This is a genomic window from Pontibacter chinhatensis (assembly GCF_900113285.1).
In the GTDB taxonomy this organism is placed as follows: Bacteria; Bacteroidota; Bacteroidia; order Cytophagales; family Hymenobacteraceae; genus Pontibacter; species Pontibacter chinhatensis.
This window is the reverse complement of record NZ_FOOT01000014.1, coordinates 1-13,442: the sequence shown is the minus strand read 5'-3', so window position 1 is coordinate 13,442 and position 13,442 is coordinate 1. Positions and strand designations below refer to the sequence as shown.

Below are 13,442 nucleotides of genomic sequence, written 5' to 3'. Positions count from 1 at the left end.
CTCATCCCTTCACTTCCCTTGTGAGCGCCTTTAAAAACGCCTGCACCTCCTCCACATCTTCGAGCCGGTAATCTGCCGCGGTTTCCTCCCCGTGTTCGCCCACCAGTATACTGACTCCCTGGCCTTTCAGCGCCGCAAAAGCGTCTTCATCCGTCAAATCGTCGCCAATGTATAAAGGCATGATACCTGGCTTGTTAAGCCCCAGTTCTTCCAGCAGCCAGTGAACCGCTTTGCCCTTGTGCCAGTCGAGGTTTGGCTTGAGCTCGAGCACCTTTTTGCCTGGTCCCGGCTTCAGCTCGTTATACTTTGAGAGGACCTCGTTGGCCACGTCGAGCACCTTGCTTACCTGCTCCTCGGGCACGTTGCGGTAGTGCACTGCAATGGCATAGCGCTTTCGCTCTACCAGCGCCCCCTCTACCTGCTGCAGGCGCTCCTTCAGCTCCTCCTGCGCCTTGTCCAGGGCAGGCACTGCAGCGGCGGCTCCTCCGGGCTCGGTATGCATGTTGTTCGGACCAGAGATATCGAAACCGTGAGAGCCCGCATAGTACAGGTTATCCAACTGCACCAGCTTCGCCACGTTCGCGCGATCGCGGCCGCTCACAACGGCTACCGGACAAGCTTCTGCCAACTCCTGCAAAGTGCTGCGCATACTTTCGGAAAGTATGGCTTTGTCAGGGTCTTTTACAATCGGGGTCAGGCAGCCATCGTAGTCCAGGAAAACGGCCGGGGTTTTGCCCTGTAGCAGCTCGCTCGTTTTATTCAGGGCAGAGGGTAAGGTGTTTCCCTGCTGCCTGCCAGGCTGGTTTGTAGTTGTGTGTTTCATCGTATCGTTTTGGATTGGTATTTTTTGCAGCACCAGATCGGCGCCATGTGCTTTTAGTTCGTCTGCCTCATTCGTGCGGTCAATGCCTACTACCAGGGCAAAGCCACCGGCTTTACCGGCTGCCACCCCTGCCAGGGCATCTTCAAAAACGGCCGCCTCCTCCGGCTTTACCGCCAGCCTGCGGGCTGCTTCCAGAAATATGTCCGGTGCGGGCTTGCCCTTCAGTCCCAGCTCCACCGACAGCACACCATCCACCCGGACCTCGAACAGGTGCTCTATACCTGCCGCTTCTAGTATGGTTTTGCAGTTCTTGCTGGCCGAGATAACAGCGGTACGGTAACCCTGCCGCCGCATATGCCTGATAAAGGCAATGGTGTCGGGGTATACTTCCAGCCCTCCCTCCTGCAGCAGCTCCTGAAAGTATACGTTCTTGAGGTTGCCTAGTCCTGCCACTGTCTCCGTGCCGGGCTCATCTTCCGGCGTACCTTCTGGCAAAGTTATACTTCTTGATTTCAGGAAATTGCGCACGCCATCGTAGCGTGGCATGCCGTCGATGTGGCGGCGGTAGTCGGTTTCTATACGCAGCGGTTCGTATATGCTGCCCTCGCGTTTCCCCCTCTCCTGCAGGTATGCATCAAACATGCGTTTCCAGGCTTGGGCATGGACGCGGGCGGTTTGGGTAATCACCCCGTCCAGGTCGAAGATAAGCGCTTTTATACGTTTGTGCTCCAGTAACTGGTACAAGCTGGGGTATGGCATGACGGGTGCAAAAGTTACAGATAACAGGAGGTTCCAGTAAAGGAATACTGCGTTTTGCTGCTTTAAGTTGTAACCGATACGGCAACTGGCAGGTATGGCACAAAAGAAAAAAGCGCCGGCTGGCTAACAGCGGCGCTTTCTAAATACGGTAAGTATAAAACGTTAGTTAAACGTTGAAACCGGTTTTTCTTTCAGCTCCGGCTCAAAGCTTTTGATGACGAAGTCGGCTCCTTTTTCCTCCAGCCTTTCCTGAACGTAGCTGCGGTCCACGCCAACCACCAGGCCAAAACCTCCGGCCTTTGCCCCTTCGATGCCACCCACAGTGTCCTCGAAAACGGCTGTCTCCGCGGGAGACACACCCAGGCGGCGGGCTGCCTCCAGGTAAATATCCGGAGCGGGCTTGCTGCGCATTTTCAGCTCGTTAGCCACTACCTTATCTACGCGTACCTCAAACAGCCTGTCCAGACCGGCGCGACGAAGTATAGTAAGGCAGCTGCGGCTTCCTGATACAATGGCTGTCTTCATGCCTGCTTTCTGCTGCTCCCGCACGAACTTTACGGCATCATCGAACACCACCACACCGTTTTGCTTGAGCAGCTCATGGAAGTAGTAGTCTTTGCGCTCGCCCAGGCCGATGAGGGTGTTGGTCCCGGCGCTGTCCGAAGGACTGCCCTCCGGCAGTTCGATGCCGCGAGAGGCCATGAAGTTGCGCATCGCGTCCAGGCGGGGCACATCATGCACGTAGGTCTGGTAATCCTCTTTCAGGTTAAAAGGTTTGTAGTCTTTTCCGTCCTGCTCACTGCGCTGGCGCAGATACGAATCACAAAGCTTCTTCCATGCTTCGGCATGCAGCCCCGCTGTGTTCGTAATCACGCCATCCATGTCCAGAATCAGCGCTTTTATGTTTCTCTCTTTTATAAGATTACTCAGATTACTCATAAAGTATAGGTTTGTGATAGGTTTCCAGTACTTTGTGCCCCGGTTGAGAGCCTGGTTTATACTTGCTCCCAAAGTATAAAATTGCTGCCGGTGTGCGAGGCATCAGCCCCCTTCAGCTCTCCAAATATAGGCAGCTGACTTCATTGTTTCTGCATCTACGGTCATTAAATTGTATAAGTTGGCACTACGCTGCAGCCATACGTTGGCATTAAGCTACTAAGGGCCAAGTGCATCTTTAACGTACTAGGCTTTAATTTATACGAGGATAAATTCCGCTTGCCTCTTTTTGCGTGCAAACAATTTGTAGGCCTCCGCTGCCCAGATAACCGAGCTGGAAAGCAGGAACACAACGAGCAAATCAGGGAGCGGCAGCTTTTCGAAGCGGAAGGCCCCGCTGAGGAACGGCGTGTAAATCACTAGCAGTTGCAGGGCCACTGACACGACAAAGGCAATGTTTACATACCTGTTGCTGAACATCCCTATCCGGAAGATGGAGTGCTCCAGCGACCGCATGTTAAACGTGTTAAATACCTGTGTCATGGAGATGACGATAAACACCGCGGTGCGTGCCGTTTCCTCTCCCATCGGCAGGTAATGGGAAAAAACGGCCAGGGTTAGCCCCAGCATGATGATACTCATCAGCAGAATATAGGGCACCACGCTCTTGTCCAGGATGTTGGCGTCCCGCGGAACAGGTTTGCGCTTCATGATGTCACCGTGGCCGCGCTCTGTGGCGAGCCCCAACTCCATGACCCCGTCTGTCACCAGGTTGACCCATAAAATTTGGGTAGCCGTGAGCGGGAAAGGCCAGTCGAGCAGCAAGGTGACAATGAACACAGAAACGAAGGCAAAGTTAGTGGTGAGCAGGAAAAAGCTTGTCTGCCTGACGTTCTGGAACACGATGCGCCCCTCCCGCACCGCCCGCACAATGGTAGCGAAATTATCATCCGAGAGCACGATTTGGGAGGCATCCTTGGCCACATCCGTACCCCGGATACCCATGGCAATGCCCACGTCGGCGCGCTTGAGTGCCGGAGCGTCGTTAACCCCATCGCCCGTCATGGCTATCAGGTGTCCCTTGCGCTGTAGATGCTCTGCAATGCGTAGTTTGGTGTTGGGGCTCACACGGGTGAATACCGATACGTTATCCACCAGCTCTTCGAAAACATACTCCGGCGACTCCAGCTCATCCTCCTGCAACGCTAGGGGATAGTCTGTTTCCTCTGCTTCGGGCTCCAGGATGCCTACTTCTTTGGCAATGGCGGCTCCGGTTTTCTTATGGTCGCCTGTCACCATCATCACGCGTATGCCGGCGCTTTTACAGTCAGCCACCGCCTCCTGCACCCCGCTGCGTGGCGGGTCGATGATGCCGGTGATGCCCACCCAGGTCAGTTCCCGCACATCCTCCGATTTGGCGCTATCACCTATGGAGCTCCCATCGCGGAAAGCCAGGGCCAGCACCCGCATGGCCCTATCGGCCCATTCGTCGTTTTTCCCATGGATTTGTTGCCGCAGCTCCTGTGTCAGTTCCTGCGGACCTACGGACGTGAGGATATGTGAGCTTAGCTTCAGTATCTTTTCGGGGGCTCCTACCACCAGCAGCTCCCGCTGTCCCTCCACCTCAGCCAGCGTGGCCCTAAACTTCTGCTCGGAGTTAAACGGTAAATCGTCGACCACATGCGCCTCCGGTATAACACCCTGCTGACCAGCCTCCGCTTTTCTGGCCAGCACCAGCAGCGCCACTTCGGTCGGATCGCCGGTTACCTCGGGCTCTGGCGATGAGCCCTCTTTCCGCTGCACAGGTTCCCCCACGTGGGCGTTATTACATACTTTGGCGATGAACAGCAATTTCCGCAGCACGTCATTTTTCGTCGGATTTATAGGTTGGCCCTGCTGCAGTAGCTCTCCCTGTGGCGTGTAACCAGTGCCAGTAACCTCCAGTTCAGAACCGTCGCCCAAGTATACTTTGCCTACCGTGAGCATACTTTTGGTAAGCGTACCGGTCTTATCGGTCAGGATAACGGAAACCGAACCCAGCATTTCGGTGGCCGAGAACTCGCGCGTAATAGCGTTCTGCCGGGCCATGCGGCTGGCCCCAATGGCCAGCACAATAGTAATTACGGCTGGCAGGCCCTCCGGAATAGAGGCGACAAGCGTCGCCACTGTAATCAGCAAAACCTCTTCGAAGGCGTAGCCGCGCAGGAAGTAGCCAAGTATAAAAACCAGTAGCGAGGTAGCAATTGCAATCAGGGCCATCTGCTTGGCCAACCGTTCTGTTTTCTTCCGGAAGTTAGTGGCGGTAGTCTTGATAGAGCCAAGCGAGTGGGAAATTTTGCCCAGTTCTGTGTCAGCGCCGATGGCCGTAACCATGGCATGGGCAGAGCCGCGGGCCACGTGGGTGCCCTTCCAGAGCATGTTTACCCTGTCGCCAAGGTTCGTTTTCTCCTCCAGCGGATCTGTATGCTTCTCTATCGGCAGCGATTCGCCGGTTAGGGAGGCCTCGATGGTTTGCAGGTTCCTGGCCCGCAGCAGGCGCGAATCGGCCGGAATGCTGTCGCCCTCTTCCAGCAGAATAAGATCGCCTGGCACAAGCTGCCGCGCCTCCACCGTTCGGGGATTTCCGTCGCGCAGCACCTTCGCCTCCTGCTTCAGCATACTTTTCAGCGCCTGTATCGCTTTCTCGGCTCTGTAGCCCTGCAAAAAGCCCAGGATGGCGTTGAAAAGTATAACAGCCAGTATCACGTACACATCCACCATGTGCCCGGCATACCAGGCCACGGCAGCGGCCAGCACCAGCACCAGAATCAGGAAATCCTTGAATTGGTTGAGGAAAAGTATAAACGGGCTGATGCCTTCCTTGTCCGTCAGTTCATTGGCCCCGTACTGCTTTTGCCTGCTCCTGGCTTCCTCCTCCGTCAAGCCTTCCTGTCCCGACTGCATCTTTTCCAGCGTTTGCTGTACACTGATGCTGTGGTACGGGAACTTCTGATCTATTGCCATGACGGGTGCCGGTTCTGCGGGGGTACTATCGTGTTATCAGCCTACGGAATACCCGTGGTGCGATCCTGCGGTGGTACATCAGGGCCCTGCTCAGGACGGGTCGCCTGTGTTTTTCCGCCGGTTATATAGCCTGTTGGCCCGGGCGGGGTGCGCTTGCCCTCATCTTCATTCAGGATGGGTTTCTTCTTTCCGGCATTCTCCGGCATATCGTTTCTTCTCTCGTCCATAGTCAGTTCTGTTTAAAGTATGTCAGACCTAATGTTATACCTACGCAGCGGCAGGCATTTTGATTTGAGCGTCCCGGCAACCATTATATAGCAAAAGCAAGTATTATCTGCAGGATTTTCTAACTTTGGAACGGAGGCATGTTGCCTGCCCTACTGATACGTAACCTACAAACCAAAGCAACTGTAACCTGGCCTGTGCCGCCGGGGTATAAACCGCACAACGCTGAGAACTATGCTGAAAAACCAAGCACCAACAACTACCCAAGCCTGGAAAAAGCTGGAGGAACACTTTAAAGCCGTGCAGCCCCTGCACCTGCGCGAGCTGTTCGCCCAGGATCCAGAGCGTTTCAACAAGTATACTTTCCGCCTGAACGACACCATCTACGACCTCTCCAAAAACCGCGTGACTGAGGAAACGCTGCAGCTGCTGGTGCAACTGGCGGGGGAAATGGGCGTGCCCGGAGCGATAGAAAGCATGTTTGGCGGCGAAAAGATAAACGCTACTGAAAACCGCGCCGTGCTGCACACGGCCCTGCGCAATTTCTCCGAAACAAACCTGGAGGTGGAGGGCGAGAACGCCCTACAGGAGGTGCGCCAGGTGCAGGAGCAGATGCGTACGTTCTGTAACAAGCTACACTCGGGCGAGTGGACCGGCTATACCGGCAAGCGCATCCAGAGCATCGTCAACATCGGCATCGGCGGTTCCGATTTAGGTCCAAAAATGGTGGTAGAGGCGCTTAAAAAGTATCAAAAGCCAGACCTGGAAGTATACTTTATCTCCAACGTGGATGGTACCGACGCCTCCGAGGTGCTGCGTAAACTAGACCCGGAGACGACCTTGTTCATCATTGCCTCCAAGACTTTCACCACGAAAGAAACGATAACGAATGCGGAGACAGCACGTGGCTGGTTCCTAACAAAAGCTGTGGACCGCGAGCACATCAAAAAGCATTTTGTGGCGCTTTCTACGAACATCGAGGCGGTGACCAAGTTTGGTATTGCTCAGGAAAATGCCTTCCGTTTCTGGGATTGGGTGGGCGGCCGCTTCTCGCTCTGGTCGGCCATTGGCCTATCAGTAGCCTGTGCGTTGGGTTATGAGAAATTTGAGGAGCTGCTGCGCGGTGCCGAGTCAATGGACAAGCACTTCCGCCAGGAGCCTTTGGAAAAGAATATTCCGGTGCTGATGGCCTTGCTGAGCATCTGGTACACGAACTTCTTCGGCTGCCAGACTCACGCCATACTTCCGTATGACCAGTACCTGCGCCTGCTGCCCGAGTACCTGCAGCAGCTGCTGATGGAGAGCAACGGCAAAAGCACCGACCGCAACGGCAAGCGCGTGGATTACCAGACGCAGCCGGTAGTATGGGGCGCGGCAGGCACCAACAGCCAGCACTCGTTCTTCCAGCTCATCCACCAGGGCACCATTCTGATTCCGTGCGATTTCATTGCCCCGGCCGAGAGCCACAACCCTATCGGTACCCATCATCCGCTGCTGCTCTCTAACTTCTTTGCCCAGACCGAGGCACTGATGAAAGGTAAAAATGCCGAAGAAGTGCGAGAGGAACTGACGCAGAAAGGCATGAGCGGCGAGGAACTGGAGCAACTGCTGCCGCACAAGCTGTTTGAGGGCAATAAGCCTACCACTTCTATCATGATGAAAAAGCTGACGCCATTTGAGTTGGGCAGCCTGATTGCCATGTACGAGCACAAAACCTTTGTGCAGGGCGTCATCTGGAACATCTACAGCTTCGACCAGTGGGGCGTTGAGCTGGGCAAGCAACTGGCCGGCACCATCGAAGGCGAGCTGCTGCAAGGCAAATCCTCCCCGCACGACAGCTCCACCAGCGGGTTAATGCAGTATTACACCGAAAACAAATAGCCTACATAGTTAAAAGTTGAGAGTTAAGAGTTAAAAGTGGCTCGTGCACGATTAGCACTTTTAACAACTCTTCACTCTTAACTTTTAACTCTTAACTAATTTAAATGAAGCGAGTGGCGTTGGTGCTGTTTTGCAGTCTGGCTCTGAGCAGCTGCGTAAACGAGGAGTTTTTCCAGCACGATGCTCTGGCTACTGAGGAAGAACTGAACGGGAAAGCCGCTGCCGGTCCGGACAGCGCTTGGGTTATACTAGGGCGCCACTACGACCGCAGCGGCTTTCACCGTTTTTTCTGGGGCGACCACCACCGTCCGCTCTGGACAACACCAGTTAAACTGCCTGTTTTTAAGTTAGAGGCCGTGAACGGCGGCCTGCAGGTGGTGAAAAAAGGCGGCGGCTACCAAACTACCAGCTTTCAGTTGCAAGACAGGCAGGGCCGCCTCTACGCCTTCCGCTCCCTCGATAAAGATCCCAAAGAGGTGGTGAGCCCCTTCTGGCAGGGCACTTTTGTCACTAATGTGCTGCGCGACCAAACCTCGGCGGCCAACCCATTCGGCGCCCTGGTGGTGCCACCTTTGGCCAGCGCGGTGGGCGTTTATCATCCTAACCCTAAGCTATACTATGTGGCCGCCACTGATACAAGTTTTGGCGAGTTCAGCCAACTGGTACAGGGCAAGGTTTTTATGCTGGAAGAAAAGTATGACAGTCCTACCGACATCACGCCTGTGTTTTCGTCTGCTGTAGTAAACTTCGAGGACTCGGAGGACGCGCTTCGGAAGCGGTTTCTGAGCAACAGCTATCATTTTAACCAGGAGGCCATTGCCCGCGCCCGACTGCTGGACCTGCTCATAGGCGATTGGGACCGGCACAAGGGGCAGTGGGATTGGGCTGTTACTGCGCAAGGGGCAGATACAACCTATTTTCCTGTGCCTAAAGACCGCGACCAGGTTTTCCTGAAAATGAATGATGGCGTAATTCCTTTTATAGCCACGAGTAAGCTGTTGGGGCGCAAATTCCATACTTTTGACCACGATTTCAGCGATGTAAAAGCCTACATGCTGAACGCTGCTTTTATAGATGAACGCCTGCTGCACGAACTAAGCCGGGAGGATTGGCGACGCGTCGCCCAGGAAATGCAGCAGCAATTAACCGAGGCTGTGATTGACAAGGCCGTAAACGAGCTGCCGCAACCAATTTATACTTTGGTAGGCCCGGAAATGGCCCGCAACCTGAAAAGCCGACGCGACCTGCTCCCCAAGGCAGCCGCACAAATGTATGCTATACTTGCCAAGAAGGTAACGATTCCCGGTTCGGATGCTCCGGAGCAGTTCGCGGTAAGGCGCCTTGGTGATGGAGATGTGGAGGTAATTGTTACGAGACCTGCCACAGGTGCTGCCCTTGCCCGCCAACTCTACAAGCGCATCTTTAAGCGAGGCGAAACCGAGGAAATTATACTTCATGGGTTGGCTGGGGATGACGAGTTTATACTCTCCGGCCAGGCAGATGAAAGTATATTTGTCACAATCTACGGCGGCTTAGGCGAGGATGAAATAACGGACAACTCCAGCGTGAGCGGCTGGAAAAAGTATACGCAGGTATTTGACACTGAGCGTGGCAACGAGATACATTTCGGCACGGAAGCCAGGGACAAAACTACCAAGGATGTGCGGGTGCACGCCTACGATAGGGAAGGAAACTGACTCAGTTAACAATCATCATTTATCAATAATCAATCTGGTAACAGGCATATCCGCAGCTGCTACGCATCAAAAGTTGTATTGATAAATGGTAACTGATAAATGTCTACCGTCCTTTTGCCCGCTTTACCAGGTAGGCATACAGTACTTTGTCGAAGGGCTCGCTGATATCAACCGGTACAAAATCGATTTTATACTGCCCGCACTTTAGTGCCAGCTCTCGTTTATACTTTTCCACGGCCGTGCGGTAATGCTCGCGCACCTGCGAGGGCTGCAGCTTCAGCTCCTGCCCCGTCTCCACATCCACAAACACGTACGGGCGCTCGGCAAAATCAAACTCCTCCTCGGTTTTGCGGTCCATCACATGGAATATAAGTACCTCGTGGTTCTGATGCTTGAGGTGCTGGAGCGCCGAGAAAATCTCATCCAGATCATCCACCTTGCTCAGCATATCGCTGAAGATCACTACCAAAGAGCGCTTGGGAATTTGCTGTGCAATATGGTGCACCACTTCGGCGACGTTGGTGTCTTTGGCGGTGGGCTGCTGGTCCAGTTGCTGCTGCAAAAGTATAAGCAGGGTGTTCAGGTGCGAGGCGGTAGATCGAACCGGCGTTTGCTGCTCTATCCTGTCGGAGAAGGTTACCAGGCCCACTGCGTCGCGCTGCTTGCGCAGCAGCGTGGCCAGGGCAGCCGCACAAAGTATGGAAAAGGTGAGTTTGCCGTTGTTTTCCAGCGGGTAGTACATCGAGGGCGACACGTCCAGCAGGATGTGGCAGCGCAGGTTGGTTTCCTCCTCAAAGCGCTTGACAAAAAGTTTATCGGTGCGGGCGTATACTTTCCAGTCGATGTGACGGGTGCTCTCGCCGTTGTTGTAGAGGCGGTGCTCCGAAAACTCTACCGAAAATCCGTGGTAGGGCGACTGGTGCAGTCCGGTGATAAAGCCCTCCACCAGTTGCTTTGCCAGAAATTCCATGTTCTCGAACTTCTGTACGTCGGCAAGGGTGAGTGGCTTTTTCATGATTTACAGCTGGGGCTTGGGTTCTGCTCCTGAAACGGCAACGGGCGCGTCTTGTTGTGCCGGCTCGTCGGGTACTACGGCTAAACTTACCGTTACGGTGCCGTCGCGGATCATGCCGAGTTCATTGGCGGCTGCTCTGGAGAGGTCGATAACGCGGTGCCTGCTGGCGGCCATCCTGTCGTTGATGCGTACTACCACGCTTTTACCGTTTTTGAGGTTGGTCACCTGCACTTTGGTGTCGAAGGGCAGGGAGGCGTGGGCGGCCGTTAGTTGAGTCTTGTCGTAGCGCTCGCCGCTGGCGGTGCGCTGGCCATGAAAGCGGTCGGCGTAGTAGCTGGCTTTGCCGTCTGCCGAGTAACTATCCGGGCCCGAGAAAACAGAAATCAGAAAGAACAATACTACTGAACATAAATTCATAGTATTACATGGTTGGTCCGGCTACAAATATAGAGCTAAAATAATTTAGGCAAATTTTAAATTCTAAAACTTTTATATATCATAAGTATATATTACTTTTAGGTTCTCAAGGTTGAATTTAACGTCTAATTAACGGTGGAAGAGAACAACGACAAAGCTGAAATTTATTCCCAGAGAGTAAGAGCCGGGAAGAGAACGTATTTCTTTGATGTAAAGTCAACGCGATCCAACGACTTTTACGTGACTATCACAGAGAGCAAGCGCAAGTTTAAAGACGACAGCTTCTCCTATGAAAAGCACAAGATCTTTCTGTACAAAGAAGATTTCGCCAAGTTTATGGAGGCACTGCAGGAAACAATCGACCACGTTAAATCCGATCTGCTGACGGAAGAAGCCCTCGCCGCCCTGGAGAACCCAGTGGTTCAAACCGAGGAAGCTTCGTTTGACGAAGAACTGAAGTGGGAATAACCCTCCCGCTTACAAATAAGAAAGTTTAGCAAAAGCCCGTGGACACCCGCGGGCTTTTTGCTTTGCCCCCTCCCCCCTCTTATTTAAAAGTATAAGCGCGCATGGCAGCCTAAATTGTTGTATATTTGCGGCCTGATACAAAAAACTAAAGTATAAATGGGACTACGATGCGGTATTGTGGGGCTGCCAAATGTTGGCAAGTCTACCCTGTTCAACGCTATTTCTAACGCCAAGGCAGAGTCTGCCAACTATCCTTTCTGTACCATCGAGCCAAATGTGGGCGTGATTACGGTGCCCGACGAGCGCCTGCAGATACTCGAGGAGCTGGTGCACCCGGAGCGCGTGCTGCCAACAGTAATTGAGTTTGTAGATATTGCCGGCCTGGTAAAAGGTGCCAGCAAGGGCGAAGGCCTGGGCAACAAGTTCCTGGCTAACATCCGCGAGGTAGACGCCATCATTCACGTGGTGCGCTGCTTCGAGGACCCGAACATCGTGCACGTAGACGGTAAGGTAAACCCTATTTCCGATAAGGAAATCATCGACACGGAGCTGCAGCTGAAGGACCTGGAGTCGATTGACAAGAAAATCCAGAAAGTAATCCGCACGGCCAAGTCCGGCGACGCGAAGGCCAAAAAAGAAATGGCAAGCCTGGAGAAGTATAAAGCCCACCTTGAGGCCGGCCTGAATGCCCGCAGCCTGGAGGTGACCGAGGACGATTTGGAAGCCGTAGAGGATCTGAAGCTATTGACCGCCAAGCCCGTGATTTATGCCGCCAACGTGGATGAAAACTCCATGATTGAAGGCAACGAGTACTCCAAGGCGCTGGCCGAGCACGTGAAGAACGAAAACGCGCAGGTAGTGCTTATCTCTGCCTCTATCGAAGCGCAGATTGCTGAGCTAACGGACGAGGAGGAAAAAGAAATGTTCCTGGCTGAGTATGGACTGAAGGAGTCTGGCCTGAACAAGTTGATCCGTGCTTCTTACGACCTGCTCAACCTGATCACGTACTTTACGGCTGGTGTAAAGGAAGTACGCGCCTGGACGATTCAGAAAGGCTGGAAAGCTCCTCAGGCTGCCGGTGTAATCCACTCCGACTTTGAGAAAGGCTTTATTCGTGCCGAGGTAATTAAACTGAAAGATTACCAGGAGTATCAATCAGAAGCCAAGATAAAGGAAGCCGGTAAAATGGCCGTGGAAGGCAAAGACTACGTGGTGCAGGACGGCGACATCATGCACTTCCGCTTCAACGTGTAAGACCAAGTATAAAGTGTAGATAACTAAAAAGGCAGGTGGTAACCTGCCTTTTTAGTTTGCATGAACTTAGTTGAGCATGTTTTAGATTTTAATTAGCTAACGGTGTGGGCTAAAAAGCATTTTAATGGTTTTTAACTGGGGTTATGTAGTGGTTCATTTTAGCCTTATCCTTTTGACAACAGCACTTTGCAATTTTGGAAAATCTAAAATAAAGGTATAATCACTTAACTTATTGCATGTGTCAAAATACAGCTTTTCTATTGTATCGGCATATGTCTCCAATCCTCTTAAGCTTTTAAGATTTCTGGACCTATCTATGGAAATTTCACTCATGCCTTTTAGACCGTTTAATGTTGTTAAATCTTCAACGTTCGTCCAATTAAGACCAACCTTTTTTGCAAATCTCGGAAAACTAAAGTCTGCAAAGGATTTATCTTTTGGCTTATGATGCCATAGGTCAAAATGCTCTATATTTTCACAATTATATAAATTTTTATCCTTCTGATGCCACTCGAGAACTAAGGTTTTAAGAGAACGGAAATTAGAAAAGTCCAACAAGGGCCTTTTTCCCAATACTCCGAAATACTCTGCGTTTTCAAGATTGTATAAACCAGTTATATCATTTACATTGATGTTCCAGAACCAAATAAACTTTGCATCTTTGAAATCCTTCACAAAATCAAAGTCTACATTTTTGAATCCGAACGATGGATTGCCAAAAATACCATTAAAGTTTTCCTGTTGATATTTAGCAATACATTTATCCAACTTATCGGTAACTATTCCTATTGATTTATAGCCGCCTTGTTTCTCTTTATCAATGAAAATGTCTTCTTCAGGTACAATTAGCATTATTTGTTTTTATGATTTAAATCCTGACTAACGTTTATTTCTCAGGCCGTTGCAAAGCCCAGTTCTTCAGGCTTGAGGTCTAATTTAGCGATGTTTTTCTTTATCCGCTGCA

At 52.2% G+C, this 13,442-nt stretch carries 11 protein-coding genes; 4 read left to right on the top strand and 7 right to left on the bottom strand.

The window, feature by feature from the left end; translation table 11 throughout:
* Nucleotide 1: 1 nt before the first annotated feature.
* The 4 genes from otsB to BM040_RS20630 form a co-directional block, all read right to left on the bottom strand.
* On the bottom strand, nt 2-1,582 hold the full coding sequence (gene otsB / locus BM040_RS22050; protein WP_175491142.1) for a trehalose-phosphatase: 1,581 nt from the start codon (nt 1,580-1,582) through the stop codon (nt 2-4).
* 162 nt (nt 1,583-1,744) lie between these two features.
* Nucleotides 1,745-2,521, bottom strand: a complete 777-nt coding sequence (locus BM040_RS20640; RefSeq protein ID WP_092105560.1) for an HAD family hydrolase — start codon at nt 2,519-2,521, stop codon at nt 1,745-1,747.
* A gap of 255 nt (nt 2,522-2,776) precedes the next feature.
* On the bottom strand, nt 2,777-5,521 hold the full coding sequence (locus tag BM040_RS20635; RefSeq protein WP_092105558.1) for a cation-translocating P-type ATPase: 2,745 nt from the start codon (nt 5,519-5,521) through the stop codon (nt 2,777-2,779).
* 41 nt (nt 5,522-5,562) lie between these two features.
* On the bottom strand, nt 5,563-5,748 hold the full coding sequence (locus BM040_RS20630) for a hypothetical protein (RefSeq protein ID WP_092105555.1): 186 nt from the start codon (nt 5,746-5,748) through the stop codon (nt 5,563-5,565).
* Between the two features lie 232 nt (nt 5,749-5,980).
* Here BM040_RS20630 and pgi point away from each other — a divergent pair, with 232 nt between their 5' ends.
* Nucleotides 5,981-7,627, top strand: a complete 1,647-nt coding sequence (gene pgi, locus BM040_RS20625) for a glucose-6-phosphate isomerase (RefSeq protein ID WP_092105553.1) — start codon at nt 5,981-5,983, stop codon at nt 7,625-7,627.
* A gap of 104 nt (nt 7,628-7,731) precedes the next feature.
* Entirely contained in the window at nt 7,732-9,324 is a 1,593-nt protein-coding gene (locus BM040_RS20620) for a hypothetical protein (RefSeq protein ID WP_092105551.1), read from the top strand.
* A gap of 103 nt (nt 9,325-9,427) precedes the next feature.
* Here BM040_RS20620 and BM040_RS20615 read toward each other — a convergent pair whose 3' ends face one another.
* Nucleotides 9,428-10,339 (bottom strand): DUF58 domain-containing protein, encoded by a 912-nt coding sequence (locus tag BM040_RS20615; RefSeq protein ID WP_092105549.1) that lies wholly within the window; start codon nt 10,337-10,339, stop codon nt 9,428-9,430.
* A gap of 3 nt (nt 10,340-10,342) precedes the next feature.
* Nucleotides 10,343-10,756 (bottom strand): septal ring lytic transglycosylase RlpA family protein, encoded by a 414-nt coding sequence (locus BM040_RS20610; protein ID WP_092105547.1) that lies wholly within the window; start codon nt 10,754-10,756, stop codon nt 10,343-10,345.
* 135 nt (nt 10,757-10,891) lie between these two features.
* On the opposite strand from BM040_RS20610, the gene BM040_RS20605 reads away from it, so the two are divergent.
* Both BM040_RS20605 and ychF read left to right on the top strand, forming a co-directional pair.
* Nucleotides 10,892-11,224, top strand: coding sequence for a DUF3276 family protein (locus BM040_RS20605; protein ID WP_092105545.1), 333 nt, complete (start codon nt 10,892-10,894; stop codon nt 11,222-11,224).
* Nucleotides 11,225-11,380: 156 nt separating this feature from the next.
* Nucleotides 11,381-12,478: a redox-regulated ATPase YchF gene (ychF, locus tag BM040_RS20600; protein WP_092105543.1), complete on the top strand. Its 1,098-nt coding sequence runs from the start codon at nt 11,381-11,383 to the stop codon at nt 12,476-12,478.
* A 153-nt stretch (nt 12,479-12,631) separates the two neighbouring features.
* Here the strand turns inward: ychF and BM040_RS20595 are convergent, their stop codons facing one another.
* Entirely contained in the window at nt 12,632-13,330 is a 699-nt protein-coding gene (locus BM040_RS20595) for a hypothetical protein (RefSeq protein WP_092105541.1), read from the bottom strand.
* Nucleotides 13,331-13,442: the final 112 nt, after the last annotated feature.

Excerpts from the sequence above, each read along its gene's own strand:
- BM040_RS20610 (WP_092105547.1), bottom strand. The coding sequence starts at position 10,756 with ATGAATTTATGTTCAGTAGTATTGTTCTTTCTGATTTCTGTTTTCTCG.
- BM040_RS20615 (WP_092105549.1), bottom strand. The coding sequence starts at position 10,339 with ATGAAAAAGCCACTCACCCTTGCCGACGTACAGAAGTTCGAGAACATG.
- pgi (WP_092105553.1), top strand. The coding sequence starts at position 5,981 with ATGCTGAAAAACCAAGCACCAACAACTACCCAAGCCTGGAAAAAGCTG.
- BM040_RS20635 (WP_092105558.1), bottom strand. The coding sequence starts at position 5,521 with ATGGCAATAGATCAGAAGTTCCCGTACCACAGCATCAGTGTACAGCAA.
- BM040_RS20630 (WP_092105555.1), bottom strand. The coding sequence starts at position 5,748 with ATGGACGAGAGAAGAAACGATATGCCGGAGAATGCCGGAAAGAAGAAA.
- otsB (WP_175491142.1), bottom strand. The coding sequence starts at position 1,582 with ATGCCATACCCCAGCTTGTACCAGTTACTGGAGCACAAACGTATAAAA.
- BM040_RS20640 (WP_092105560.1), bottom strand. The coding sequence starts at position 2,521 with ATGAGTAATCTGAGTAATCTTATAAAAGAGAGAAACATAAAAGCGCTG.
- BM040_RS20620 (WP_092105551.1), top strand. The coding sequence starts at position 7,732 with ATGAAGCGAGTGGCGTTGGTGCTGTTTTGCAGTCTGGCTCTGAGCAGC.
- BM040_RS20595 (WP_092105541.1), bottom strand. The coding sequence starts at position 13,330 with ATGCTAATTGTACCTGAAGAAGACATTTTCATTGATAAAGAGAAACAA.
- ychF (WP_092105543.1), top strand. The coding sequence starts at position 11,381 with ATGGGACTACGATGCGGTATTGTGGGGCTGCCAAATGTTGGCAAGTCT.